A 23,599-nucleotide genomic window follows, 5' to 3' on the forward strand; every position below is an offset into this window, starting at 1 on the left:
ATGAGTTCCCAACCACTCGTATGGATAATTGACGACGATAGATCAATTCGATGGGTACTAGAAAAAGCCCTAGCAAAGGAAAACTACACTATTCGTTCATTCGAAAGCGCGGATGGCGTTCTGGATAGCTTAACGAGAGAAACGCCTGACGCCGTGATTAGCGATATCCGTATGCCGGGCATTGATGGCTTAGAGTTACTCACTGGCATCCATCAACATGATCCTGATATCCCTGTGATCATAATGACGGCTCATTCAGACCTAGACAGTGCCGTCACATCCTACCAAAAAGGTGCTTTTGACTACCTGCCAAAGCCCTTTGATCTCGAAGATGCCGTCGCACTTGCGAAGCGCGCAATTGCTCACTCGCAAGAGCTACGTGCAAAAAATGGCGACACACAAGTTAATAACATTGAAGAAAGCACTGTCATTATTGGTGAAGCACCAGCAATGCAGGAAGTTTTCCGTGCTATCGGCCGTCTTTCTCATTCAAATATTACGGTTCTCATTAACGGGGAATCGGGAACAGGTAAGGAGCTCGTCGCTAAAGCTTTGCACCAACATAGTCCTCGAGCGAAAGAGCCATTTATTGCACTTAATATGGCCGCTATACCGAAAGATTTGATTGAATCTGAACTATTCGGTCACGAAAAAGGCGCATTTACAGGAGCAGGCGGCCAGCGAACTGGACGGTTTGAACAAGCGAACGGCGGCACACTGTTCTTAGATGAAATTGGTGACATGCCTGCAGATACGCAAACACGGCTGTTACGCGTGCTTGCTGACGGCGAATTTTACCGCGTTGGTGGACACACACCGGTCAAAGTAGATGTCCGAATTATTGCTGCGACACACCAAAATCTAGAAGGCCTCGTATCAGATGGCTCGTTCAGAGAAGATTTATTTCATCGCTTGAATGTCATTCGTGTGCACTTACCTCGCTTAAGCGATCGTCGAGAAGACATACCGAAACTCACGCACTTTTTCTTAAAGCGTGCTGCAGACGAGCTCGCGGTAGAACCTAAAATACTAAGACCCGAAACCGAGGAATATCTGAGCGCAATGCCATGGCCAGGTAATGTTCGACAACTCGAAAACACCTGTCGCTGGCTTACGGTAATGGCGAGCGGTAGGGAGCTTCATGTATCAGACCTCCCTCCTGAGTTGCTTGAAAGCAAAGAGATTCAAGCAACTGGCGTCACGTGGCAAGAAGGGCTTCGTCAATGGGCTGACCAAGAACTTAAAAAAGGCAAAGACGCCATTCTTGATACAGCTGTTCCTGAGTTCGAGCGAATCATGATTGAGACGGCATTAAGCCACACGAGCGGTCGTCGTCGCGACGCATCGTTACTATTGGGCTGGGGCAGAAATACCTTAACAAGAAAAATCAAAGAATTAGGCATGGAGTCTTCTGAAGACGTTGTCGAAGAAGCCTAAATAGACCTTATTTCATTGCCTTTCGAACAATAGGGATGCCGTCGCGCGTTTTACATACCGCCACGGCAGACCTCATTTCAGATTCATTACACTCAACTCTTACCTGACAAGACAGTGCATCATGTTTTGCCAAGACATGAGAGCTATTTACATCACAAGCCCCCGAATCATCTGCTTCGACGAGTACGGAATCGGCATAAAAATATGCTTGCGCAGAAAGCATGTTGGTAGCGCTTCGCTCACTCACATTAATAGTCCGTTCCACGAGTGTCAGCGATAATACAGCACAAAGCAACAGAACAAACACTGCACTCAATAACATAAAGCCTTGCTCCGCACGTGCATACATATTTAATCTCGCCCCAAAGTATCATTGTTTTGCATGAAGTGAGCTTGAGAGAACGAATAGCGTGCTTGTGATTCAGAAATGACAAAAGCAAGGTTAATCGCGCTTGCGTTCGCAACCTTATCAAAGCGACCAGAGATACTTCGCATTAAGACATTCTTGTTTCCAAAAGCGTCTGTCCGGATTAGCTCTCCACCCTCAAAACAAAAAGAGAATGATTGCGCCTTGCTCTCTCCTGTTAGGCATTGCTCTGACTCTATCTGCACCTCACTAGCGTTACGAAGTGCTCGAACGATATTTTCACTCACTATGAATGCTTTATGCGAGGCTCTATCAGCTGCTTGGGCCTTTTCTGGCACACTAAACATAAATTTCAACACAGGGATCAGCATTGCAATCACCGCCGCACCAACAACGATCGCTAGCACTAGCTCGATCAACGTGACACCTTTCTGTTTAGAGAGCATTGGACTTACTCACCGGTTCACTTAACAACTTACTCATAGCCATATCAAATTCATATTTTTGGCCAGATGGCGGCATAATGGTCAAGTTTGCTAATAAACGAGAGTCCGTTAAACCCGTGCAAGGAAAAGTGATCTCGACGGAATATGATTCATAAATGTTGTTCAAACCAAGATAAAGCGAACCTGCCAACATAGGAGGTTGATGCACGATACTCACACTTTCATTTCGTGCCGTAAGCGCTTTGCACTTTTCTTCGAGGTTTTTCTTTAACTGGCTAGGTGATTGGTGATTGAGATCAGAATAATAGCTATTCGACAGCATGATGGACTGCTGTGCTTCAATGCTTTTACCGACACCCGATAAAGCAAGGCGATAAGCATAAAAAAGGCTAGAGACACTGACAGTCAAAACGAGCAAGGCAATTAAGACTTCTACTAAGGTAAACCCACGTATTGTGTTAAACGTTCTCATAGCCCACCACATTCAGACGCAGCGATCGTCTGATCTTCGATAACTTCACCATTAAGCATTATACAAATCAGCTTACTCTCTTTATCAACAGATAGCTTCAAAGGCTGAGGACGCGCAGCATCAAGCTGACCGTCTTTACGCCAAGCTAAACGAAGAGGTTTAGAAGATAACTCTCCTTCTAAGGAACGAACGGAAAAACGCTCTTTTGACTCAAAGCGAGATACATGCCGATCAGATATCAGAAGCAATATCACTGGCTTTTCTTCTAAGGCATTGAGCTCAACATAAACGCCTGCCTTATCTTGGTTAGCAAGTGCCAAGGATTGCGCCCTAGCAATATATTGATTCAAGACCTGAGTATACGAGTAGGTATGAAATAAACTTGGAGAAAAAGAGCGAACAGAGAGCCAGACAAGGCTCGATAGAATAAGAATGACGGCAATAAGTTCTACTAAGGTAAATCCTCGTTGCCGCGCACGATTCGCTTTAAAACTAGCCACAACCAGTGGCGACAACATTCACGCCATAACTAACGCGAATTGGAGCAGTGTTATCAAGATCAGCTTTCGCCGCTGTGTAATCAACATAACAATCTTTTTGAAGCTCTAGACGCAAGACATCACCACCTCGAGCACCCTCGCTTTGAACAATAAAGTCTTTGTTTTGTTCAACACCCGCAGCAATAGCAATGCCGGCTATATTAGCCGTCGGATATCCGTTCACCATGGTAATACGAGCACCATCCAATGTGACGGCTTCGCCTAAGCTTGCACCTTTCACTAATTGCTCCGCATGAGCAATTGCTGCTGCAGATTTGATGGCACCTGCGACACCGGCAAGCGAAGCCTCACGCGCTTCTTTTCCAAGATCTGCAAATCGTGGAATTGCAAAGGCAGACAAAATACCTAAGATGACAATAACCATCACTAATTCAATAAGGGTAAAACCGCGCGACTGACGTGCACGCATTAGACTGTACTTCTGCATAATTCGATATTCGTTAATTTGTTATTATTAACTATAGACGGACTAGGCTTATTGACTAGCGCCGACCTTATTTTTCTCGTTCCGATGTGACCAAGCTCAACACTTGCATGCGTTGATTCGCATCATCTTGCATAGCATGGTGGTAATCGCGAGCGACTTCATGAAAATCCGCGTATTTCGCGACAGCATTTACTGCCAGCAAACTTGCGATCACTACACTCGACACCAGCACCCAAGATCGGCCTGATTTTCGATACCCTTTCTGATTTACATCCGTCCCTAGTTGTCCAATCGTTTTTTTCATTGGCTTGTTGCCTTTATTTTATATGATTAGAAACTTACTCAATGCGCGTTAGCGTAGTCGTTATTTTGAATAGTTCGACTTTAGCGTTTCATTACTTGAGTATTATCGTTGTTATAATTTTTAACTTACGTTGCCGCCCATTGCTGCCTGACCAAGGTCCCAAATAGGTAACGCCACCCCTAGCGCTAACATCAAAACGACCAAGCCCATCGCAATAATTAAAATCGGCTCAATGACATCCGTTAATGTCTTTAGACTATAATCGACCTCTTCATCGTAAAATTGAGCCACTTCTTCTAACAAAACATCCAGATTTCCGGACTCTTCACCCACGGCAAGCATCTGCAACACCAAACTAGTAAAAACACCACTAATTAAAGCAGCCGGATAAAGAGACTCACCTCGCTCTATCGCTGTTCTCATACGCGATATACGCTTGGCGATCCATGGGTTCCCGCTTGCGTAACCTGAGATACTCAACCCTTCTGTGATCGGCATACCTGCGCGCACAACCATGGCAAAACTATGCACAAAACGAGACAACGCGATGTAACGGAGCAAGGTGCCGAGCACTGGCACTTTCAGCACAAAGCGACTCCATCGAAGCGCCCCTTCTGTCGTATTCACCCACTGCCAAAATACAGCACCTGAAATCAGAGCAAACAATACAAGAAGCCATGCATAATCATGGAAAAACTCTGCGGAACTGACTAATACTTGGGTTGCAAACGGCAAGTCAGAATCAAATTTTGAAAATAGCCCCTGAAACTCAGGAATCACCCAAACGTTGATAAACAAAAGCGCAGCAATGATGGCTAAGAATAAAAACAATGGATAACGTGTTACCTGCTTAAAACGCCTTTTTGCTTCTCGCTCTCGCTCCAAGTGCTCAGCCAATTTGTGAAACGACTCTTCTAACTTTCCGGTACTCTCTCCCACACGCACCATGGTGATATATAAATCACTAAATACTTCCCTGTGAGCCTGAAACGCCAAGTTCAACTCTGTTCCAGATTCGAGTCGCTGACTCACATCTAATAAAGTTCGCATAAATGTAGAAGAACGACTTGCCTCTGCTAATCCCAATATTGCTTTCGTAATCGGCACACCCGCTGCAAGCAAGGCATACATTTGGCGCGAAAACATAATTAAGATTTCACTCGACACCTTTTTTCTTGAAGGTAAAGCGAGCTCTTTGCGACGCGTCTCGAGCACCTCAATCGAGACCGGTAGCAGATCTCTTTGCTTCATCGCGCGCGCAACATCTGCTCCGTGCGCTGCTTCCATTACACCGTGGTGCAACGCACCTTTTTGATCTCGGGCTCGATACTCAAAGCTCGGCATAACCAGCAACCTTCAGTGCTTCTTCTAAAGAAGTGACACCATTCATAGCGAGATGCAAGGCAGATACAGCGAGAGGCTGATAGTGTTTAGCCTGTCGAGCATGTTGAATGAAGGTCCGTGTCTCATTTTGCCTTAAAGCTTCTAAACATGGTTCATCCAACTCGAGCCATTCAAACACCCCGACACGACCTTTATAACCAGTATTCGAACATGCCGGACAACCTTGAGGAGCTTTGAATGAAAGGTCTTCATCAGATAGCCCATTGTCATTCTTTAAAAGCTCTTCAACTAGAACCTTCTCATGCTCATCTAAATGAGTTTCTTGAGCACATTGCTCACACAAACGTCTTACTAAGCGTTGTGCTAATACCCCATAGATAGAACCCGCAATCATGTAGGGCTCTGCTTTCATATCCATTAAACGCAGTGCACTCGAAATCGCATCATTGGTATGAAGCGTGGACAATACTAGGTGTCCCGTCATCGCCGACCTTAAGCCGATATCGACGGTCTCTTCATCCCGCATTTCACCGACTAAAAGCACGTCTGGGTCATGACGAAGACTCGCTCTCGCAACAGAGGCAAAATCTAATCCTATTTTGGGGTTCACCTGAATTTGCGTAAGTCGGCTCATCCGGTACTCAATAGGGTCTTCTACAGTCACTATTTTGAGCTCAGGTTTATTTAAAAACTTCAGAGCCCCATAGAGCGTTGTGGTTTTTCCGCTACCGGTTGGCCCAGTTACCAGAATCATGCCATGCGGTTGTGCCAGAGCTTGTTTGAATCGCACTTCAATCTCAGGAGGCATACCTGTGTCAGACAGATTCAGAACTTGCTGGCTTTGATCTAAGAGACGCAATACAGCGGTTTCACCAAACTGTGTCGGAAGTGTCGCAAGACGCACGTCAATCGAACGTCCATTAACGAGAATATTGAAACGCCCGTCTTGAGGCAGACGCTTTTCAGATATATTTAAGCCGCACATTAACTTAAGTCGAAGCACTAGCGCCGCTCCAACTCTTGTTTCACGCATCACTGTTTCACTGAGCACACCATCTACACGACGGCGAATACGGATCACGGTTTCTTCTGGCTCTATATGGACATCCGAAGCACGCGCTAATACTGCATCTTCAAAAATAGTTTGCAGCAAACGAACAACGGGCGCATCACTATCGTCAACATCGGCTTGGCTCAATTGCGCGATATCAAAAACCTGCGCGGATAACTCCGAATCTAACTCGGTAGCGATGGTTGAGATCTCTTCGTTCTGCTTGTAGACCTCATCGAACGCAACAAGTAACTGAGACTCGCGAATTACCGCCACTTCAACATCGTGACCAAGCTTTTTGGCTATCTCATCAACTGCGGCTAAATCCATAGGATCAGCCATTCCGATTAGACTTGTACGCCCATTATCAGATAAAACAATCGCGCGTAATCGTCTCGCCATCGTTTCAGGCAGCTGCATGCTTAACTCGAGATTCATTCCTTGCTGATTAAGATCAACAAACTGGAGCTTAAGCTGGCGAGACAGTAACGCGAGCAAATCCGTTTCAGATATAAACTGTTTTTCAATTAGGATTTTGCCGAGCCTAACGCCTGATTTTTTCTGACTCGCGAGTGCTTGATCAAGGTGATCCTGGGAGATAAATCCCTCTTGAATCAGTAACTCACCTAATGGCTGCTTTCTTTTATCTAGCATGACTAGGCTCCTTGACTGTTAGCCAACGAGGCTCAGTGTTAATCACCGCCAACTCAAAATTTAAGGCGCCTGAATCTGTTTGCGACTGCCAATCTAATACCTGTAAGTCCAAGTAAGACTTGTTCTCAACATAAGTCATAACACGTGCTAAATCAGACTGACTTGCATCTGCCGAGATACGGAAACGATGCTGATAGAACTCAACGTCAGATGCCGGTGCTTCAAATAAAAACTGAGAGCCTAGATACTGAACCTTTTGAACTTCATTCAATAACTCGCCGATGACCTGGCTAAGTATTTGACTACCCGGCGGTGCTTGAAGCAAAGAATTCGCAAGTTCTGTGGTTTTTGAATTATCAGATAAGGAAGAGGCCTCAGTTTGAGGCAGTTCGATATTGAACACCTGTGGCGCACTCTTGTGAGGCACCACAAAAGACACATAAGCAAGAATCAAAACCGCCAACAACGCAAAAGTCGTTAGTATCCGTTCGCGCAGGGTAAGCGTATTGAAGTTATTCATACGTAACTCCTGCGGCTATATTCAGCTTAATCGATGCATTCCATGCGTCAGAACGCTTTTCAATCGCGAACCCTGCCAAGGTAATAGTGCTCTCGGTGTTAACAGTCTGAGCAAGCCATTCAACCATAGGTGCTTGGCTATTAGCTTGTAACGACAGTTCTATTGATTGCGTATTAGCGCTAAACAATATCGTATCAATCGTTACCTCACTCCGATTACTTAGATCGGCTAAAAGATCTTTTGCTTTACGATGAAAAGCTTGATCTTGCGAAAGTTGATTGAACCAATCAGGTGCTTTCTCTTCTTGAATAAGCGTATTTGAAATACGAACCTTTTCAGGAAGCCCGTCGAAAGATTGAGAATAAAAATGAATCAAACAACCCAACATGGCTAGCAAAAGAACGCCAACAAACACCCTGAAAGAATAACGAACTTCTTTCACCGAGCCATGCTTTATAAAGTTAATATCGGTCTTCATGCATTAGCCTCCGAGTTAGAGGCACACAAAACAGCCACGGCGTTTTGTGTTTTCAACAGTGCATCGCCAGAAGTATCGGTATACGCGTCTACGGCTTTTAATTTTGATTGCAATGGAAGACGAATCACAGCACTACCAAGGAGCATTTCCAAAGCAACCCGATCTGATTCACTAAAACTACTCAACAATCTTATTTGTCGAGGCAACGCTAAACCAGTTTGGCCTTCAAAGAAGTCGATACTGCGCTGAACTTCAATGGCAACTTGCGCCATCTCTTCATCGGCAGACAAAGTGGCACGCCGAGAAATAGCAAAGTCACGCGAGAAATACAGCTGCGACGATTTGTGGATAGTAATCAATCCGAAATCATTTTCGCACTTAAGCGTCAATTGAAGCTCATTACTTGGTTCAATCGTTTCGGATAGATTCTTTAAGGCTAAATCACTTACTGTAATTCGCTTTGGCTTTAGACCAACCGCTATTGCAGACTGCGTTAATGTATCGATCAAAGCTTGTCGTGCGACACGAGCATGCAACCTCGGAGGGCGGTTTCTTAAGGCTTCTTTGGGATAATCAAAATACTCAACTTGCGCGTCCATCGCAGCGTCATCCATTAGCGCTTGCACAGCCCAATGAACAGCTGACTCTAATTCGGTCTCAGGCACATTAGGAGCATCGAGTTCAATGCGTTGGTAATCATTTCGAGGAAGCACGATATCGCAAGAGACACCTTTCAAACCTTGTTCTCTAACAAAATTTCGAAGGTTTTGTAGGCGTTTATTAGGCGCAGAGGGTAACCAGTATGATTCCATCAATTTTAAGGATGGATAACGTGCGGAGCGCGTTAGAGCGATTGCTAAACCATCTGTACGAAACTCAAGGCCAACTCGGGTATGAGCAGTTCGAGAAAGGATTAAAGAACGCACCAAAAAATGCCTAACAGTAGTTATTATTTGAACAGCAGAATAAAGAGTATGTAAGTGCTTGTAAACGGATCATGCATGAGCGTTTTGTCATACTGATTAACGCAAAAGCCCCGCTACTGCAGGGCTTTTCGATCTTATTACTTGTTGTTGATCATACGATATTAAAACGGAATATCGTCATCAAAATCATCCATCGCTGGCGCCATTGGTGCTGGAGCCGGTGCGGCTTGAGGAGCCTGATTATAGGCCTGTTGAACCGGAGCCTGTTGTTGCTGTTGGTAATTAGCTTGAGGGGCTGCTTGTTGCGGCGCTCTTTGCTGAGGAGCAGCTTGCTGCTGTGGTGCATAACCACCCTGCTGTTGCCCGGGTTGATCCATGCCAGCACCACGAGAATCCAACATTTGAAGCTCATTACCTACAATTTCAGTGGTATAGCGATCTTGGCCATTTTGATCTTGCCACTTACGCGTTTGTAGACGACCTTCAATATAAACTTTTGAGCCTTTGCGCAAATAGTCACGACCGATCTCTGCTAGGCGGTTAAACAACACAACTCTGTGCCATTCAGTTTTAGGAACCATTTGACCAGTTTGCTTATCTTTATAACTTTCATCTGTTGCGAGATTAAGGTTTGTAATGGCTGAACCTTGAGCGCTCATACGAACATCTGGGTCCTGCCCAAGATTACCAATTAAAATTACCTTGTTAATGCCTCTGGCCATGCTATTCCCCTTCCAATATTAACGCCGTCCTTTGCGTCTTAAATTAATAATTAAATGCGTCTAAATATGTGTCGCATTGTCTCACGACTACCCTAGTTTTACCATCAACTTGAACGGAAATAGCGCCTAGGATTGATAAGGATATTGTTTTTTCAGAGGCTCTAGCGAAGCTTCTTCAAACTTCGTTGAAATCACTTTCAAGTAGGCTACTCCCTCTGACACAACGACTGCATCTTCAACGCCCTGTATTGAGATAAGTGCATCGCCCAGATCATCAATTTCATTTTGATCGAGATCCGATTTAAAAAAGACAGTCACTGTTCTTTCGTGCTTTGGTTTTTTCATTGTTGCTGCGACAAAAAACCAAACAGTGAGTAATGCTGCAGAAAAGTAATAAACGCCGTTTACGCCATATTCAGATAAGACTACGCCCCCTAACAAACCACCACAGAAAGCACCGAAGAATTGGCTAGTAGAGTAGACGCCCATTGCAGTGCCTTTTGAACCTGCAGGGCTTATTTTACTGACGAGCGAAGGCAAACTGGCTTCCAGTAAATTGAAGCCCATAAAAAACACAAACAACGAAACAATAAATCCACTTAATGCCGTTTGAAAAGACGACATTGCCAACGCACCTATCAACACCAAGATGATTGCCACGCAGAATATAGGCTTCATCTTTTGCTTCGTCTCACCAACGATGATTAGCGGAATCATCGCAATAAAGGAACCTACTAATACGAGTAAATACAACCACCAATGTTGCTCACTCGACAAGCCCACACTATCAACCAAGGACACAGGGATAGCGATAAACATCGCAGTTAATACAAGGTGTAAGACCAAGATCCCAAAATCGAGTCGCAACAATTCTTTATCTTTCAGCACATCAAGAATCTGATCTGAAAATACGCGGGTGTCACGATGTCTGGTGCGAACCGCGGGCGTTGGAATGGACACTTTTGTCCAGATCAATGCGAATGCCGCGAGCGCTGCCGTTAACCAAAATATCGCCTGTAACCCACCCAGCTTCGCGACTAAAGGACCAAGGATGAGCGCAATGGTGAAACTTACGCCAATCGACATACCGACGAATGCCATTGATTTCGTGCGACTCTCCACGCTTGTTAGATCACTTAACAGGGCCATGATGACCGCGGCTATCGCACCTGCACCTTGAATAAACCGGCCGATGATCACGCCATATATCGATTCACTTAATGCGGCTACCACGCTACCAAGGCAAAAGATCACTAAACCTATATATAAAAGCGGCTTGCGCCCATAACGATCAGAGAGCGCACCAAATGGGATTTGTAAAAGCGCCTGACTGAGACCATAAGCTCCAATAGCCAAACCGATTAAAGCGGGCGTTGCACCGTGCAAGTCATTTCCGTATAAAACGAAAACAGGCAATACCATAAATAAACCAAGCATCCGTGTGGCGTACAGCATCGCCAAAGACAAAACGGATTTACGCTCAATTGAATTCATAAAATAAACATCAAAACATTAGAAAGGGCGCGTATTCTATCACCAAAGAATGTGAAGTTAAGCGCTTTACTGTCCGACAAAATCATTTTATTAATGCCCTAACAAGATGTTTCAGCGCTATAATTGCATGTTTTGGCGTCACGAAGTTTCAACATGGAAAACATTACTGTCCGCGGAGCGCGAACTCATAACTTAAAAAACATTGATTTAGAGATCCCTCGCGACAAATTAATAGTAATTACAGGCCTGTCTGGTTCAGGCAAATCATCACTCGCTTTCGATACGCTTTATGCAGAAGGCCAGCGCCGATATGTCGAATCACTCTCGACATATGCGCGTCAGTTTTTATCCATGATGGACAAGCCCGAAGTTGACCATATTGAAGGTTTATCGCCAGCCATATCGATTGAGCAAAAGTCGACATCCCATAATCCGCGCTCTACCGTCGGTACAATCACAGAAATATACGATTATCTGCGATTACTATACGCTCGCGCAGGCGAACCACGCTGCCCTACTCACAACCTACCCTTAGACGCCCAAACAGTCAGTCAAATGGTTGATAAAGTATGCGAACTCCCAGAGGGCAGCAAGCTGATGATGCTTGCACCGGTTGTTCAAAACCGTAAAGGGGAGCATTTACACACATTTCAAGAGCTCCAAGCTCAGGGATTTATTCGCGCACGTATAAACGGGCTCGTAGTGGATATCGATGATGCGCCAGCGCTCGACAAGAACAAGAAACACACCATTGAGGTCGTCGTTGACCGCTTTAAAGTCCGAGATGACATTCAACAGCGTATCGCAGAGTCCTTCGAAACCTGCCTAGAGCTCACCGATGGTATCGCCGTCATTGCCCCAATGGATAGTGATGATCAGATGGAAGAGCTTATCTTCTCGTCACGTTTTGCCTGCCCTGTCTGTGGATACTCTATCAGTGAACTTGAGCCGAGAATGTTCTCCTTTAACAATCCTTCAGGCGCATGTCAGACATGTGATGGACTAGGGGTTAAGCAGTTTTTCGATCCGTCTCGCGTCGTGAGAGACGGCACACTCACCATTGCAGAGGGCGCGATAAAAGGTTGGGATCGCAGAACCATCTACTACTTCCAATTATTATCGAGCGTCATGCAGCACTATGGGGTAGACATCGATACGAAGTTTGCGGACATTCCCGAACACATCAAGGACATCATATTAAACGGCAGCGGTTCTGACGAGATTGCGTTTAATTATGTCAATTCTCGTGGCGACACCATGCAACGACAGCATCCCTTTGAAGGTGTCATTCCCAACATGGAGCGTCGTTACAAAGAAACAGAATCACAAATGGTACGTGAGGAGCTAGCAAGCTACTTAACCATGCAAGCGTGTCCAAGTTGCCATGGTTCACGCCTGCGGGAAAGCGCTCGCCACGTATTCATTGAAGAAACGACGCTCCCCGAAGTCATTAAAATGCCTATTGGCCAAGCACTCACTTATTATCAAGAGTTATCTCTTACCGGTAAGCGAGGAGAAATTGCTGAAAAAATTCTGAAGGAAATCCAATTACGCTTGGAGTTTTTGGTCAATGTAGGCCTGGACTACCTGACACTCGACCGCAGCGCGGATACTTTATCAGGAGGCGAAGCGCAGCGTATTCGATTGGCTAGTCAAATTGGAGCTGGATTAGTTGGCGTTATGTACATACTCGATGAACCCTCTATAGGCCTTCATCAAAGAGATAATGAACGCCTGCTTAAGACTCTTACTCATCTGAAAGAACTTGGAAATACCGTTATCGTTGTCGAGCACGATGAAGACGCCATCAGACTCGCAGATTATGTTATCGATATCGGGCCAGGCGCTGGCGTACACGGCGGTGAGATTGTCTCCCAAGGCACTCCTGAGCAAGTCATGCGTGACGAGAACTCACTTACTGGCGCATATTTGAGCGGAACGAAAAAAATTGAAATACCTCGACAACGCACAGCTCCAAATCCGAAAAAACAATTGAGCTTAATCGGCGCGAATGGAAACAATCTAAATGACGTCACACTCAACATCCCAGAAGGCTTGTTAACATGTATCACAGGCGTTTCAGGCTCTGGGAAATCGACCCTGATCAACTCAACGCTTTACCCGCTCGCTGCGACAGAACTTAACAAGGCAACGACATTAGAGGCGGCATCGTACGATCAAATTAAGGGGCTAGACCTCTTCGATAAAGTCATCGACATAGATCAAAGCCCTATCGGAAGAACACCGCGCTCTAACCCCGCCACATACACTGGACTGTTTACTCCGATTCGTGAGTTATTCTCAGGCACCCAAGAAGCAAGAAGCCGAGGCTATAAACCAGGACGCTTTAGCTTTAACGTAAAGGGCGGTCGTTGTGAGGCATGTCAGGGCGATGGCGTAATCAAAGTAGAAATGCACTTCTTGCCTGACGTATACGTTCCATGCGATGTATGTAAGGGCAAGCGCTACAATCGCGAAACACTCGATATCAAGTACAAAGGATTAAACATCAACGAGGTGCTCGATCTTACGATCGAGGATGCCCGAGAATTTTTCGATGCCGTCCCGTTCATCGCAAGAAAACTCCAAACACTCATCGATGTAGGACTGTCCTATATTCGCTTAGGACAAAGCGCTGTCACACTCTCAGGTGGCGAAGCGCAAAGAGTAAAGCTTGCCAAAGAATTATCTAAGCGGGATACAGGCAAAACTCTGTATATCCTCGACGAACCAACGACGGGCTTGCACTTCTACGACATACAACAATTACTCACCGTACTACATCGTTTACGGGACCACGGTAATACCGTTGTGGTAATTGAACACAATCTTGATGTGATAAAGACGGCTGACTGGATCGTTGACCTTGGCCCCGAAGGTGGTACGCGTGGAGGAAATATCATTGCTGAGGGCACACCAGAACAAGTTGCTGAAATACCCGGCTCGTTTACAGGACAATTTCTTAAACCAATGCTGTAATAAGCTTAGCCACACACCAACATTCATTGAGTCGTAATCGCACCTTGTGCTAGCGATCACTGAATATTACGTGTTTCATACTTTTAACCATCTTACCTTCGCCTAAAATGTGCTTGCAGGCGAAATTCAGGCATAAAAAAACCCAGTCAGTAGACTGGGTTTTTTCGTTGAGCGGTAACTCTGAAAAGCTTACTCTTCGTCTTCGTCGATCTCATCAACGATAGGACGGTCAACCAACTCTACGTAAGCCATTGGCGCAGCATCACCAGTACGGAAACCGCACTTAAGGATGCGAATATAGCCGCCAGGACGCTCTTTGTAGCGTGGGCCTAGTTCATCAAACAACTTAGCAACAACTTCGTCATTACGAACGCGAGCGAACGCTAAACGACGGTTAGCTACAGAATCATTCTTAGCTAGAGTAATCAAAGGCTCAGCCACACGGCGAAGCTCTTTTGCTTTCGGCAATGTCGTTTTGATCAACTCGTGCTCGACCAAAGATGCAGCCATGTTTTTAAACATCGCCTTACGGTGCGAGCTGTTGCGGTTGAATTTACGACCACTTTTACGATGACGCATTTTCTAATTCCTTACCTGTCTAGTCGAGGCGGCTTAGTGAGCCAACACTCGATCATCGCCCTTTAAACTAGCTGGCGGCCAGTTTTCAAGACGCATACCTAAAGAAAGACCACGAGACGCTAGAACATCCTTAATCTCGGTAAGGGACTTCTTACCTAAATTAGGTGTTTTAAGCAGTTCTACTTCAGTGCGTTGAATCAAATCACCGATATAGTAGATGTTCTCTGCTTTCAAACAGTTCGCAGAACGAACCGTAAGTTCAAGGTCATCCACAGGACGCAGAAGAATAGGATCGACTTCTTCCTCTTCTTCCTCTTGCACAGGTTCTTTCTCGTTATCAAAGTCAACAAACACAGCAAGTTGCTGCTGAAGGATTGTCGCCGCGCGACGAATCGATTCCTCAGGATCAATCGTGCCGTTTGTCTCTAAATCAATAACCAACTTATCCAAGTCGGTGCGCTGCTCAACACGTGCATTCTCAACAGAGTAAGCAACACGTGCTACTGGGCTGTAAGACGCATCCAATTGTAGACGACCAATCGCGCGAGTTTCATCTTCACCCAAGTTACGCTGATCCGCAGGCTCATAGCCGCGACCACGTGAAACTTTAAGCTTCATGTTCACTTCGCCGTTGTCACCTAAATTACAGATCACGTGATCAGGGTTAAGAACCTCTACATCGTGATCTACCTGGATGTCACTAGCTAGAACCGGACCCGATCCTTTCTTAGTGAGCGTCAAAGTCGCCTCATCCTTAGCATGCATAACAATTGCTAGGCCTTTGAGGTTAAGAAGAATTTCAATCACATCTTCTTGTACGCCTTCAATGGCACTATATTCATGCAATACACCGTCGATTTCAGCTTCTACTACCGCACAACCAGGCATTGAAGACAGAAGGATACGACGAAGCGCACTACCAAGAGTGTGCCCGAAACCCCTTTCTAATGGTTCTAGAACCACCTTCGCATGTGTTGCACTTAATTCCTGAACTTCAATGTTACGTGGGTTCAAGAATTCATTTACTGAACGCTGCATATACGCCCCTATACGTTATGTTGTAGATACAAAGCTTACTTAGAGTAAAGCTCGACGATTAGGTTTTCGTTGATTTCAGCTGTTAGGTCGCTACGCTCTGGTACTGACTTAAATGTACCAGCAAGCTTGCTTGTATCAACTTCGACCCACTCAACTGGCGCACGGTTGCCCGCCAATTCAACTGCGTTTTTAACACGCAATTGGTTCTTTGCTTTTTCACGAACAGAGATAGTATCGCCCGCTTTCACTTGATATGAAGCAATGTTTACAACATTGTCATTTACAAGGATCGCTTTGTGCGAAACTAACTGACGTGCTTCTGCACGAGTAGATCCAAAACCCATACGGTATACAACATTGTCTAGGCGTTGTTCTAAAAGCTGAAGCAAGTTCTCACCAGTCGCACCCTTACGGCGCGCTGCTTCTTTGTAATAGCCACGGAACTGCTTCTCTAATACGCCGTATAAACGACGAACTTTCTGTTTCTCACGGAGCTGAGTACCGTACTCAGACAAACGACCACGACGAGCGCCGTGCATGCCTGGTGCAGTTTCAAGATTACATTTTTGGTCTAGTGCCTTAGCACCGCTCTTCAAAAACAGATCTGTCCCTTCACGACGAGACAGTTTACATTTTGGTCCAATATAACGAGCCATTTATCTGTTCTCCCCTAAACGCGACGTTTCTTCGATGGACGACAGCCGTTGTGTGGAATCGGCGTTACGTCAGTGATGTTTGTGATTTTGTAACCACAAGCGTTTAGTGCTCGAACAGCGGACTCGCGTCCTGGCCCAGGCCCTTTAACCATAACTTCTAGGTTTTTGAGGCCGTATTCAGCAGCCGCGTTACCGGCTCTTTCAGCTGCTACCTGCGCAGCAAAAGGTGTGCTCTTACGTGAACCACGGAATCCAGAACCACCTGCAGTTGCCCATGAAAGAGCGTTACCTTGGCGATCTGTAATGGTCACGATAGTGTTGTTGAATGAAGCGTGGATATGCGCCATTCCGTCAACAACAGTCTTTTTCACCTTTTTACGGGTACGTGTACCTGGCTTTGCCATTACTGTTTCCTACTTATTTACGAATTGGTTTGCGTGGACCCTTACGAGTGCGAGCGTTAGTCTTACTACGCTGACCACGCACAGGCAAACTGTGGCGGTGGCGAAGACCACGGAAGCAACCAAGATCCTTCAAACGTTTAATGTTCATTTGTACTTCACGGCGCAAATCACCTTCAACGGTCAGTTTAGTGACCTCAGTACGAAGCGAATCCAACTGTTCTTCAGTTAGCGAGCTAACTTTAGCTGTTGGAGTAACGCCTGTTGCGTCGCAAAGTTTGTATGCTGTCGTTCTACCTACACCATAAATGTACGTCAGTGAAATCACTGCGTGCTTATTGTCAGGTATGTTGACACCGGCTATACGTGCCATTCATCTAACTCCGCTTAATTCAATGACCTTAGGGATTTCCCTTGGCCATATTTGTTACCGTCATTAAAAAGGGCGCGAATCATATACCTTGATCAAAAATAAATCAAGGGAATGTCACGCCCTTTTACAAGCCTGGTTTAACCCTGGCGTTGCTTATGACGAGGTTCTGAGCAAATGACTCGAACTGAGCCATTGCGACGAATAATTTTACAGTTACGGCAAATCTTCTTTACCGAAGCACGAACTTTCATTATCTGCTCCAACTATTTGCTAAAACCTACCGGTTATCACAGCATTCCGCTGTTACCGTAACCTTTAAGGTTTGATTTCTTCATAACAGACTCATATTGATGAGACATCAGGTGCGACTGCACTTGAGCCATAAAGTCCATCACCACAACTACCGCAATAAGAAGTGAGGTTCCGCCGAAATAAAACGGTACATTGAACCAAACAACCATAAACTGTGGCAGTAATGATACTGCTGTAATATAAGCAGCACCGAATATTGTTAAACGCGTAAGTACGTTATCGATGTAATTTGCAGTTTGCTCGCCAGGACGAATGTTACCAGCCAGATATGCACCAGAGCGCTTAAGATTCTCTGCTACTTCACGAGGGTTATACATTAACGCTGTATAGAAGAAGCAGAAGAAAACAACTGCCGCTGCAAACAGGATGATGTAAAGAGGCTGACTTGGGCCTAATGCTTGCGAAATATCCGCAAGCCATTCCATACCTTCGCTCTGACCGAACCACTGACCCATAGATGCTGGGAACAGTAGTATGCTCGACGCGAAGATTGGCGGAATTACACCTGCCATATTGACCTTAAGAGGCAAATGGCTAGATTGCTGGCTGTAACCACCACGAGCTGTCTGACGCTTGGCGTAATTGACAGTTAGTCGACGTTGTCCACGTTCGATGAACACAACAAAACCGACCGTTAGTACAGCAAACACACCAATGAGCAAGAGCGCAAGAATATTCAGTTCGCCTTGACGCGCCGCTTCAAACGACTGGCCAAATGCACCTGGTAAACCTGCGACAATGCCTGCGAAGATCAATAATGAAATACCATTACCAATTCCACGCTCAGTGATTTGCTCGCCTAACCACATTAGGAAAACAGCACCACAAACAAAAGTTGTTACCGCTAAAAAGTAAAAGCTAAAGCCATCCGTAAACGTAACACCTTGTGATGCTAAACCTACTGACATACCTGACGCCTGAACGAAGGCCAAAGCCACCGTACCATAGCGCGTCATTTGGGAGATCTTACGACGTCCCGCTTCACCTTCTTTCTTAAGCTGTTCCAAACTCGGTGTAACCGCAGTCATTAACTGCATAATAATCGAGGCTGAAATGTAAGGCATAATCCCCAAGGCAAAGATACTCATGCGTTCAAGCGCGCCGCCTGAGAACATGTTGAACAAGCTCAAGATCGTGCCTTGGTTTTGCTCAAACAGTGCCGCCAACCGTTCTGGGTTAATTCCTGGTACGGGAATATGTGCCCCGATACGGTAAACAATGATTGCAAGAAAAACGAACCACAAACGAGACTTGAGTTCATCAAGCCCCTTTCCGAATCCGCCTTGCATCGCTGGAGACTTAGCCATTACTTATTATTCCTCGACTTTACCACCGGCTGCTTCAATAGCAGCTTGAGCACCTTTAGTTACTCTCAAACCTTGAACAGTAACTGCTGACTTAATTTCGCCAGAAAGGATAACTTTTGCAGATTTCGAATCTCGACGAACTAGATTTGCATTTTTAAGCGCATCTAGATCGACAACGTTGCCTTCAACGAGCTCTAACTCATTAAGGCGAATCTCTGCTACATACTTAGCTTGACGCGACGAAAAACCAAACTTTGGCAAACGACGCGCTAGAGGTTGTTGACCACCTTCAAAACCTGGTGCTACTGAACCACCTGAACGTGACTTCAAACCTTTGTGACCACGGCCACCAGTCTTACCAAGACCACTACCGATACCACGACCAACACGGCGACGTGAAGGCTTTGAACCTGGAGCTGGGCTTAATGTATTAAGACGCATCTCACTCTCCTTCGATTCTTACCATGTAGTTAACTTTATTCACCATGCCGCGAACTGAAGGAGTATCTTCTAGCTCGACAGTGTGACCGATTTTACGCAAACCTAGACCTGTTACACATGCCTTGTGCTTAGGCAATGTACCAATTGGGCTACGGAAAAGCGTAACTTTAATAGTTTTTGCTTTAGCCATGATCTTATCCCGTAATATCTTCTACTGACTTACCACGCTTAGCTGCCACATCAGATGGTGACTTCATTGCGTTAAGGCCATTGATCGTTGCACGAACAACATTAACAGGGTTAGTTGACCCGTAACATTTTGCTAATACGTTCTGAACACCTGCAACCTCTAGTACTGCACGCATCGCACCACCGGCGATAACACCAGTACCTTCAGACGCTGGCTGCATGTACACTTTAGAACCGCCGTGACGAGCAGTAATTGGGTACTGCAATGTGTTGCCATTTAGCGCTACATTGATCATGTTCTTACGTGCTGAGTCCATTGCTTTCTGAATTGCGATAGGCACTTCACGCGCTTTACCACGACCGAAACCAACACGGCCTTCGCCATCACCAACAACAGTCAAAGCTGTAAAGCCGAAGATTCGACCACCCTTAACAACTTTTGCTACACGGTTTACTTGAACCAAACGCTCTTGAAGCTCTGGTCCTTTTTGCTCTTCTACACTCATCGCTAGACTCCTTAGAATTCCAAACCAGCTTCACGGGCAGCGTCAGCAAGTGCTTTCACACGACCATGATATTTAAAGCCAGAACGATCAAACGCTACGCGTGTAACGCCTGCGTTTTTAGCACGCTCTGCGATCAACTGACCGACTTTTGTTGCAGCATCTGCGTTACCAGTCTTCTCACCGCGAAGGTCTTTCTCAACTGTAGAAGCAGCAGCCAACACTTTGTCGCCTTCTGGCGCAATAACTTGTGCGTAGATGTGGCGTGGCGTGCGATGGATAGTCAAACGAGTTTCGCCGAGTGACTTCAATTTTGAACGAGTTTTCTTCGCTCTACGAATTCTTGAAACTTTCTTTACGCTCATGATGTCACCTATTTCTTCTTGGCTTCTTTACGTCTGACGTGCTCATCAGCATAGCGAACACCCTTGCCTTTGTATGGCTCTGGCGGACGGTAAGCTCTGATTTCAGCAGCGACCTGACCAAGCTGTTGTTTATCAACGCCTTTAAGTACGATTTCAGTTTGTGAAGGCGCTTCAGCCTTAACACCTGATGGCAATTCGTACTCAACTGGGTGTGAGAAGCCCAAGTTTAAGTTCAATTTTTGACCTTGAACCTGAACACGGTAACCAACACCAATAAGCTGTAATTTTTTCTCGAAACCAGCAGTCACACCTACAACCATGTTGTTAACAAGTGCACGCGTTGTTCCTGACATCGCTCGAGAGAATTTGCTGCCATTTTTTGCAGCAAAAGTAAGTACTGAACCATCTTGAGTAATTTCTACAGCAGGGTTCACTTCCATAGAAAGTGTGCCTTTACCGCCTTTAACTTCAAGTTGGCCGTCAGCAAGCTTAACTTCAACACCAGAAGGAAGCTCAACTGGACTATTAGCAACTCTAGACATGCAAACCTCCCTTAGAATACTGTACAGATAACTTCGCCGCCGATACCCGCTTTACGAGCAGCACGGTCAGTCATCACGCCTTGAGAAGTAGAAACAATCGCAACACCTAGGCCGCCACGTACGCTCGGCAATTCAGCCGACGCTTTGTACTGACGAAGACCTGGGCGACTTGCGCGCTTGATCTCTTCGATTACAGGGCGTCCTTCAAAGTATCTAAGTTCTACAGAAACTTCTGCCTTAGTACCTTCAGTAACGGAGTAGTTTGCAATAAAACCTTCAGTCTTAAGAACTTCAAGAACAGAAAGCTTCATCTTTGAAGATGGCATAGAAACAACTTCTTTCTCAGCCATTTGTGCGTTACGAATACGCGTAAACATATCCGCAAGCGTATCTTGCATACTCATCGTATGTTCTCCTGTCATTTTAGTTGTGCAGCGCTACATAGATGTAGCGCTTACCAACACACCAAATATGTTGTGCTTACCAGCTAGCCTTTTTAAGGCCCGGCACATTACCAGCCATTCCTTCTTCACGCAACTTAATACGTGAAAGCTTGAACTTACGGTAAACGCCATGTGGACGTCCAGTAACCTGACAACGGTTACGAAGACGGCTAGGGCTCGCATTGCGTGGAAGTTTTTGAAGCTTCTTCTGCGCTTCCCAGCGATCTTCTTCAGAAGTCGCTGGGCTTGCAATAATAGCTTTCAATTCCGCACGCTTAGCTGCAAATTTTGCAACTGTTTTTTCGCGCTTAATTTCGCGCTGCTTCATTGAGATCTTAGCCATTTGCTCTTACCTTTATTTCTTGAATGGGAAGTTAAAGGCACTTAGCAAAGCGCGGCCTTCATCGTCCGTTTGAGCAGAAGTAGTGATCGTGATATCTAAACCACGAACTTTATCTACTTTATCGTAATCAATTTCAGGGAAAATGATCTGCTCTTTAACACCCATGCTGTAGTTGCCTCGACCGTCAAAAGACTTTGAGTTCAAACCACGGAAGTCACGGATACGAGGAATAGCAATACCAACCAAACGCTCGAAAAATTCCCACATACGCTCACCGCGCAGTGTTACTTTACAACCGATTGGATAGCCTTCACGTACCTTAAAGCCTGCAACTGACTTGCGTGCTTTAGTGATAACTGGCTTCTGACCAGCAAGCGCTTCTAGATCTGCAACTGCATTCTCTAATAGCTTCTTGTCGTTCAATGCTTCGCCTACACCCATGTTCAAGGTGATCTTTTCAATGCGAGGTACCTGCATAGAGCTCTTGTAGTTGAACTCTTTTTGCAGCGCAGGTACGACTTCGCTTGTATATACTTCTTTCATATGTGCCATATCGCTACCTGCTTATTTATTGGTCGACAACTTCGTTGTTCGACTTAAACACACGTACCTTCTTGCCATCTTCAAGGACTTTGAAACCAACACGATCGGCTTTGTTAGTAGTAGGATTAAAAATCGCTACGTTAGAAGCTTGAATTGGAGCTTCTGCTTCAACAATACCGCCTGGTGTACCCAACATTGGGTTTGGCTTGGTATGACGCTTAACCATGTTAATACCAGAAACAACCAAACGGCCATCCTGCATAACACGCGTTACTTTACCGCGCTTACCATTGTCCTTGCCTGCTATGACAATCACTTCATCGTCACGTCTGATCTTTTTCATAACGGGCCTCTATCCTTAAAGCACTTCAGGTGCTAGGGAGATAATCTTCATGTATTTCTCACCGCGCAACTCACGAGTTACAGGGCCAAAAATACGAGTACCGATTGGTGCATCTTGGGTGTTCAATAGAACCGCCGCGTTGCCGTCGAATTTAATCAACGAACCGTCTGGACGACGAACGCCCTTACGAGTACGCACAACAACCGCGTTTAATACTTGTCCTTTCTTAACCTTACCACGTGGAATCGCTTCCTTAACGGTGACCTTAATTACATCGCCGATACGTGCGTAACGTCTATGAGAGCCACCCAGCACTTTAATACACTGAACTCTTCGTGCGCCGCTGTTATCGGCAACGTCGAGCATACTTTCCGTCTGAATCATCTTAGTTCTCCAAACTCTCTGGGTTAGACTTTATTTGCCTTCTCGATGACAGTAACTAGATTCCAAGATTTGGTCTTCGAAAGAGGACGCGTTTCTTGGATAGTTACAACATCACCGATATTGCACTCGTTGTTTTCATCGTGAGCATGCAATTTGGTAGAACGCTTAACGTACTTACCATAAATTGGGTGCTTCACCTTGCGCTCAACCAATACAGTAATGGACTTGTCCATTTTGTCGCTGACGACTTTACCGCTGATGGTACGAGCTGTGTTATTTGCAACTTCAGTCATCTTACTCACCTGCCTTCTGCGTCAATACTGTTTTGATACGAGCAATGTCTTTGCGGTTTTGAGCCAAAAGATGCGGCTGGTTAAGCTGACCAGTTGACTTACGAAGACGTAAGTTAAACTGCTCTTTCAATGCATCAACCAATGCTTGGTTTAGCTCTTCAACAGACTTTTCGCGTAATTCGTTTGCTTTCATTACATCACCGTCCTTTCAACAAAGGTCGTAGGAACAGGCAACTTAGCAGCTGCTAGAGCGAAAGCTTCACGCGCCAATTCTTCTGGCACACCTTCAATCTCATACAAAACACGGCCTGGCTGAACCTGGGCTACCCAGTACTCAACGTTACCCTTACCTTTACCTTGACG

Annotated in this window: 35 protein-coding genes; 2 read left to right on the forward strand and 33 right to left on the reverse strand. The window is 45.5% G+C overall.

Annotated elements, in window-relative coordinates; translation table 11 throughout:
• Entirely contained in the window at positions 1-1,437 is a 1,437-nt protein-coding gene (glnG, locus tag A3739_RS15565; protein ID WP_068475279.1) for a nitrogen regulation protein NR(I), read from the forward strand.
• Positions 1,438-1,444: 7 nt separating this feature from the next.
• Here the strand turns inward: glnG and A3739_RS15570 are convergent, their stop codons facing one another.
• The 13 genes from A3739_RS15570 to A3739_RS15630 all read right to left on the reverse strand — a co-directional run bounded on the left by A3739_RS15570 (position 1,445) and on the right by A3739_RS15630 (position 11,202).
• Positions 1,445-1,786 carry a hypothetical protein gene (locus tag A3739_RS15570; RefSeq protein WP_068475278.1) on the reverse strand — a complete coding sequence of 114 codons (342 nt, stop codon included), beginning with the start codon at positions 1,784-1,786 and terminating at the stop codon, positions 1,445-1,447.
• A 2-nt stretch (positions 1,787-1,788) separates the two neighbouring features.
• Entirely contained in the window at positions 1,789-2,250 is a 462-nt protein-coding gene (locus A3739_RS15575; protein WP_068475276.1) for a PilW family protein, read from the reverse strand.
• Complete coding sequence (locus A3739_RS15580) at positions 2,240-2,722, reverse strand: prepilin-type N-terminal cleavage/methylation domain-containing protein (RefSeq protein ID WP_068475274.1); 483 nt, start codon at positions 2,720-2,722, stop codon at positions 2,240-2,242. Before A3739_RS15580 ends, A3739_RS15575 begins: the two co-directional genes overlap by 11 nt.
• On the reverse strand, positions 2,719-3,240 hold the full coding sequence (locus tag A3739_RS15585; RefSeq protein ID WP_082868885.1) for a type II secretion system protein: 522 nt from the start codon (positions 3,238-3,240) through the stop codon (positions 2,719-2,721). Before A3739_RS15585 ends, A3739_RS15580 begins: the two co-directional genes overlap by 4 nt.
• Positions 3,215-3,709: a type II secretion system protein gene (locus tag A3739_RS31240; RefSeq protein ID WP_304439251.1), complete on the reverse strand. Its 495-nt coding sequence runs from the start codon at positions 3,707-3,709 to the stop codon at positions 3,215-3,217. The genes A3739_RS15585 and A3739_RS31240 overlap by 26 nt, the downstream gene beginning before the upstream one ends.
• 67 nt (positions 3,710-3,776) lie before the next feature.
• The gene (locus A3739_RS15595; RefSeq protein ID WP_068474827.1) at positions 3,777-4,013 is read right to left on the reverse strand and encodes a hypothetical protein; all 237 of its coding nucleotides are present in this window, start codon (positions 4,011-4,013) and stop codon (positions 3,777-3,779) included.
• A gap of 120 nt (positions 4,014-4,133) precedes the next feature.
• Complete coding sequence (locus A3739_RS15600; protein ID WP_068475269.1) at positions 4,134-5,357, reverse strand: type II secretion system F family protein; 1,224 nt, start codon at positions 5,355-5,357, stop codon at positions 4,134-4,136.
• Positions 5,344-7,062 (reverse strand): GspE/PulE family protein, encoded by a 1,719-nt coding sequence (locus A3739_RS15605; RefSeq protein ID WP_068475267.1) that lies wholly within the window; start codon positions 7,060-7,062, stop codon positions 5,344-5,346. Before A3739_RS15605 ends, A3739_RS15600 begins: the two co-directional genes overlap by 14 nt.
• On the reverse strand, positions 7,052-7,582 hold the full coding sequence (locus tag A3739_RS15610) for a hypothetical protein (RefSeq protein ID WP_068475265.1): 531 nt from the start codon (positions 7,580-7,582) through the stop codon (positions 7,052-7,054). The genes A3739_RS15605 and A3739_RS15610 overlap by 11 nt, the downstream gene beginning before the upstream one ends.
• The gene (locus tag A3739_RS15615) at positions 7,575-8,060 is read right to left on the reverse strand and encodes a hypothetical protein (RefSeq protein WP_068475263.1); all 486 of its coding nucleotides are present in this window, start codon (positions 8,058-8,060) and stop codon (positions 7,575-7,577) included. The genes A3739_RS15610 and A3739_RS15615 overlap by 8 nt, the downstream gene beginning before the upstream one ends.
• On the reverse strand, positions 8,057-8,986 hold the full coding sequence (locus tag A3739_RS15620) for a hypothetical protein (protein WP_068475261.1): 930 nt from the start codon (positions 8,984-8,986) through the stop codon (positions 8,057-8,059). Before A3739_RS15620 ends, A3739_RS15615 begins: the two co-directional genes overlap by 4 nt.
• Positions 8,987-9,147: 161 nt before the next feature.
• On the reverse strand, positions 9,148-9,708 hold the full coding sequence (ssb, locus tag A3739_RS15625) for a single-stranded DNA-binding protein (RefSeq protein ID WP_068475259.1): 561 nt from the start codon (positions 9,706-9,708) through the stop codon (positions 9,148-9,150).
• Between the two features lie 126 nt (positions 9,709-9,834).
• Entirely contained in the window at positions 9,835-11,202 is a 1,368-nt protein-coding gene (locus A3739_RS15630; RefSeq protein WP_068475256.1) for an MFS transporter, read from the reverse strand.
• Between the two features lie 153 nt (positions 11,203-11,355).
• Here A3739_RS15630 and uvrA point away from each other — a divergent pair, with 153 nt between their 5' ends.
• Entirely contained in the window at positions 11,356-14,181 is a 2,826-nt protein-coding gene (gene uvrA / locus A3739_RS15635) for an excinuclease ABC subunit UvrA (protein ID WP_068475253.1), read from the forward strand.
• 189 nt (positions 14,182-14,370) lie between these two features.
• Here uvrA and rplQ read toward each other — a convergent pair whose 3' ends face one another.
• The 20 genes from rplQ to A3739_RS15730 form a co-directional block, all read right to left on the reverse strand.
• The gene (gene rplQ / locus A3739_RS15640) at positions 14,371-14,760 is read right to left on the reverse strand and encodes a 50S ribosomal protein L17 (protein ID WP_068475250.1); all 390 of its coding nucleotides are present in this window, start codon (positions 14,758-14,760) and stop codon (positions 14,371-14,373) included.
• A 33-nt stretch (positions 14,761-14,793) separates the two neighbouring features.
• The gene (gene rpoA, locus A3739_RS15645; RefSeq protein ID WP_068475246.1) at positions 14,794-15,798 is read right to left on the reverse strand and encodes a DNA-directed RNA polymerase subunit alpha; all 1,005 of its coding nucleotides are present in this window, start codon (positions 15,796-15,798) and stop codon (positions 14,794-14,796) included.
• A 35-nt stretch (positions 15,799-15,833) separates the two neighbouring features.
• Entirely contained in the window at positions 15,834-16,454 is a 621-nt protein-coding gene (gene rpsD / locus A3739_RS15650; protein WP_068475243.1) for a 30S ribosomal protein S4, read from the reverse strand.
• A gap of 14 nt (positions 16,455-16,468) precedes the next feature.
• The gene (rpsK, locus tag A3739_RS15655) at positions 16,469-16,858 is read right to left on the reverse strand and encodes a 30S ribosomal protein S11 (protein WP_068475240.1); all 390 of its coding nucleotides are present in this window, start codon (positions 16,856-16,858) and stop codon (positions 16,469-16,471) included.
• A gap of 13 nt (positions 16,859-16,871) precedes the next feature.
• Positions 16,872-17,228 (reverse strand): 30S ribosomal protein S13, encoded by a 357-nt coding sequence (rpsM, locus tag A3739_RS15660; protein WP_068475237.1) that lies wholly within the window; start codon positions 17,226-17,228, stop codon positions 16,872-16,874.
• A 137-nt stretch (positions 17,229-17,365) separates the two neighbouring features.
• On the reverse strand, positions 17,366-17,479 hold the full coding sequence (rpmJ, locus tag A3739_RS28170) for a 50S ribosomal protein L36 (RefSeq protein ID WP_082862969.1): 114 nt from the start codon (positions 17,477-17,479) through the stop codon (positions 17,366-17,368).
• Positions 17,480-17,515: 36 nt separating this feature from the next.
• Positions 17,516-18,847 carry a preprotein translocase subunit SecY gene (secY, locus tag A3739_RS15665; RefSeq protein WP_068475234.1) on the reverse strand — a complete coding sequence of 444 codons (1,332 nt, stop codon included), beginning with the start codon at positions 18,845-18,847 and terminating at the stop codon, positions 17,516-17,518.
• A 6-nt stretch (positions 18,848-18,853) separates the two neighbouring features.
• On the reverse strand, positions 18,854-19,288 hold the full coding sequence (gene rplO, locus A3739_RS15670; RefSeq protein ID WP_068475231.1) for a 50S ribosomal protein L15: 435 nt from the start codon (positions 19,286-19,288) through the stop codon (positions 18,854-18,856).
• A gap of 1 nt (position 19,289) precedes the next feature.
• The gene (rpmD, locus tag A3739_RS15675) at positions 19,290-19,478 is read right to left on the reverse strand and encodes a 50S ribosomal protein L30 (protein WP_068475229.1); all 189 of its coding nucleotides are present in this window, start codon (positions 19,476-19,478) and stop codon (positions 19,290-19,292) included.
• Between the two features lie 4 nt (positions 19,479-19,482).
• On the reverse strand, positions 19,483-19,983 hold the full coding sequence (gene rpsE, locus A3739_RS15680) for a 30S ribosomal protein S5 (RefSeq protein WP_068475227.1): 501 nt from the start codon (positions 19,981-19,983) through the stop codon (positions 19,483-19,485).
• A gap of 11 nt (positions 19,984-19,994) precedes the next feature.
• Positions 19,995-20,345, reverse strand: a complete 351-nt coding sequence (rplR, locus tag A3739_RS15685; protein WP_068475224.1) for a 50S ribosomal protein L18 — start codon at positions 20,343-20,345, stop codon at positions 19,995-19,997.
• 8 nt (positions 20,346-20,353) lie between these two features.
• Positions 20,354-20,887 (reverse strand): 50S ribosomal protein L6, encoded by a 534-nt coding sequence (gene rplF, locus A3739_RS15690; RefSeq protein WP_068475221.1) that lies wholly within the window; start codon positions 20,885-20,887, stop codon positions 20,354-20,356.
• Between the two features lie 11 nt (positions 20,888-20,898).
• Complete coding sequence (gene rpsH / locus A3739_RS15695; protein ID WP_068475378.1) at positions 20,899-21,291, reverse strand: 30S ribosomal protein S8; 393 nt, start codon at positions 21,289-21,291, stop codon at positions 20,899-20,901.
• A gap of 76 nt (positions 21,292-21,367) precedes the next feature.
• Positions 21,368-21,673, reverse strand: coding sequence for a 30S ribosomal protein S14 (gene rpsN / locus A3739_RS15700; protein WP_068475218.1), 306 nt, complete (start codon positions 21,671-21,673; stop codon positions 21,368-21,370).
• A 12-nt stretch (positions 21,674-21,685) separates the two neighbouring features.
• Positions 21,686-22,225, reverse strand: a complete 540-nt coding sequence (gene rplE, locus A3739_RS15705; protein WP_068474437.1) for a 50S ribosomal protein L5 — start codon at positions 22,223-22,225, stop codon at positions 21,686-21,688.
• A 16-nt stretch (positions 22,226-22,241) separates the two neighbouring features.
• On the reverse strand, positions 22,242-22,559 hold the full coding sequence (gene rplX / locus A3739_RS15710) for a 50S ribosomal protein L24 (protein ID WP_068475215.1): 318 nt from the start codon (positions 22,557-22,559) through the stop codon (positions 22,242-22,244).
• Positions 22,560-22,574: 15 nt separating this feature from the next.
• Entirely contained in the window at positions 22,575-22,943 is a 369-nt protein-coding gene (gene rplN / locus A3739_RS15715; RefSeq protein WP_068475213.1) for a 50S ribosomal protein L14, read from the reverse strand.
• A 23-nt stretch (positions 22,944-22,966) separates the two neighbouring features.
• The gene (rpsQ, locus tag A3739_RS15720) at positions 22,967-23,236 is read right to left on the reverse strand and encodes a 30S ribosomal protein S17 (protein WP_068475114.1); all 270 of its coding nucleotides are present in this window, start codon (positions 23,234-23,236) and stop codon (positions 22,967-22,969) included.
• A gap of 1 nt (position 23,237) precedes the next feature.
• The gene (gene rpmC / locus A3739_RS15725) at positions 23,238-23,429 is read right to left on the reverse strand and encodes a 50S ribosomal protein L29 (protein ID WP_068475111.1); all 192 of its coding nucleotides are present in this window, start codon (positions 23,427-23,429) and stop codon (positions 23,238-23,240) included.
• The coding region (locus tag A3739_RS15730) for a ribosomal protein L16 (RefSeq protein ID WP_197472356.1) at positions 23,429-23,599 on the reverse strand (171 nt) is incomplete at its 5' end. The genes rpmC and A3739_RS15730, both read right to left, overlap by 1 nt.

It is taken from the genome of Oleiphilus sp. HI0067 (assembly GCF_001635735.1).

Bases quoted from the DNA above. Each gene is read 5' to 3' on its own strand.
- glnG (WP_068475279.1), top strand. From the start codon at position 1: ATGAGTTCCCAACCACTCGTATGGATAATTGACGACGATAGATCAATT.
- A3739_RS15570 (WP_068475278.1), bottom strand. From the start codon at position 1,786: ATGTATGCACGTGCGGAGCAAGGCTTTATGTTATTGAGTGCAGTGTTT.
- A3739_RS15575 (WP_068475276.1), bottom strand. From the start codon at position 2,250: ATGCTCTCTAAACAGAAAGGTGTCACGTTGATCGAGCTAGTGCTAGCG.
- A3739_RS15580 (WP_068475274.1), bottom strand. From the start codon at position 2,722: ATGAGAACGTTTAACACAATACGTGGGTTTACCTTAGTAGAAGTCTTA.
- A3739_RS15585 (WP_082868885.1), bottom strand. From the start codon at position 3,240: ATGTTGTCGCCACTGGTTGTGGCTAGTTTTAAAGCGAATCGTGCGCGG.
- A3739_RS31240 (WP_304439251.1), bottom strand. From the start codon at position 3,709: ATGCAGAAGTACAGTCTAATGCGTGCACGTCAGTCGCGCGGTTTTACC.
- A3739_RS15595 (WP_068474827.1), bottom strand. From the start codon at position 4,013: ATGAAAAAAACGATTGGACAACTAGGGACGGATGTAAATCAGAAAGGG.
- A3739_RS15600 (WP_068475269.1), bottom strand. From the start codon at position 5,357: ATGCCGAGCTTTGAGTATCGAGCCCGAGATCAAAAAGGTGCGTTGCAC.
- A3739_RS15605 (WP_068475267.1), bottom strand. From the start codon at position 7,062: ATGCTAGATAAAAGAAAGCAGCCATTAGGTGAGTTACTGATTCAAGAG.
- A3739_RS15610 (WP_068475265.1), bottom strand. From the start codon at position 7,582: ATGAATAACTTCAATACGCTTACCCTGCGCGAACGGATACTAACGACT.
- A3739_RS15615 (WP_068475263.1), bottom strand. From the start codon at position 8,060: ATGAAGACCGATATTAACTTTATAAAGCATGGCTCGGTGAAAGAAGTT.
- ssb (WP_068475259.1), bottom strand. From the start codon at position 9,708: ATGGCCAGAGGCATTAACAAGGTAATTTTAATTGGTAATCTTGGGCAG.
- A3739_RS15630 (WP_068475256.1), bottom strand. From the start codon at position 11,202: ATGAATTCAATTGAGCGTAAATCCGTTTTGTCTTTGGCGATGCTGTAC.
- uvrA (WP_068475253.1), top strand. From the start codon at position 11,356: ATGGAAAACATTACTGTCCGCGGAGCGCGAACTCATAACTTAAAAAAC.
- rplQ (WP_068475250.1), bottom strand. From the start codon at position 14,760: ATGCGTCATCGTAAAAGTGGTCGTAAATTCAACCGCAACAGCTCGCAC.
- rpoA (WP_068475246.1), bottom strand. From the start codon at position 15,798: ATGCAGCGTTCAGTAAATGAATTCTTGAACCCACGTAACATTGAAGTT.
- rpsD (WP_068475243.1), bottom strand. From the start codon at position 16,454: ATGGCTCGTTATATTGGACCAAAATGTAAACTGTCTCGTCGTGAAGGG.
- rpsK (WP_068475240.1), bottom strand. From the start codon at position 16,858: ATGGCAAAGCCAGGTACACGTACCCGTAAAAAGGTGAAAAAGACTGTT.
- rpsM (WP_068475237.1), bottom strand. From the start codon at position 17,228: ATGGCACGTATAGCCGGTGTCAACATACCTGACAATAAGCACGCAGTG.
- rpmJ (WP_082862969.1), bottom strand. From the start codon at position 17,479: ATGAAAGTTCGTGCTTCGGTAAAGAAGATTTGCCGTAACTGTAAAATT.
- secY (WP_068475234.1), bottom strand. From the start codon at position 18,847: ATGGCTAAGTCTCCAGCGATGCAAGGCGGATTCGGAAAGGGGCTTGAT.
- rplO (WP_068475231.1), bottom strand. From the start codon at position 19,288: ATGCGTCTTAATACATTAAGCCCAGCTCCAGGTTCAAAGCCTTCACGT.
- rpmD (WP_068475229.1), bottom strand. From the start codon at position 19,478: ATGGCTAAAGCAAAAACTATTAAAGTTACGCTTTTCCGTAGCCCAATT.
- rpsE (WP_068475227.1), bottom strand. From the start codon at position 19,983: ATGAGTGTAGAAGAGCAAAAAGGACCAGAGCTTCAAGAGCGTTTGGTT.
- rplR (WP_068475224.1), bottom strand. From the start codon at position 20,345: ATGAGCGTAAAGAAAGTTTCAAGAATTCGTAGAGCGAAGAAAACTCGT.
- rplF (WP_068475221.1), bottom strand. From the start codon at position 20,887: ATGTCTAGAGTTGCTAATAGTCCAGTTGAGCTTCCTTCTGGTGTTGAA.
- rpsH (WP_068475378.1), bottom strand. From the start codon at position 21,291: ATGAGTATGCAAGATACGCTTGCGGATATGTTTACGCGTATTCGTAAC.
- rpsN (WP_068475218.1), bottom strand. From the start codon at position 21,673: ATGGCTAAGATCTCAATGAAGCAGCGCGAAATTAAGCGCGAAAAAACA.
- rplE (WP_068474437.1), bottom strand. From the start codon at position 22,225: ATGGCACATATGAAAGAAGTATATACAAGCGAAGTCGTACCTGCGCTG.
- rplX (WP_068475215.1), bottom strand. From the start codon at position 22,559: ATGAAAAAGATCAGACGTGACGATGAAGTGATTGTCATAGCAGGCAAG.
- rplN (WP_068475213.1), bottom strand. From the start codon at position 22,943: ATGATTCAGACGGAAAGTATGCTCGACGTTGCCGATAACAGCGGCGCA.
- rpsQ (WP_068475114.1), bottom strand. From the start codon at position 23,236: ATGACTGAAGTTGCAAATAACACAGCTCGTACCATCAGCGGTAAAGTC.
- rpmC (WP_068475111.1), bottom strand. From the start codon at position 23,429: ATGAAAGCAAACGAATTACGCGAAAAGTCTGTTGAAGAGCTAAACCAA.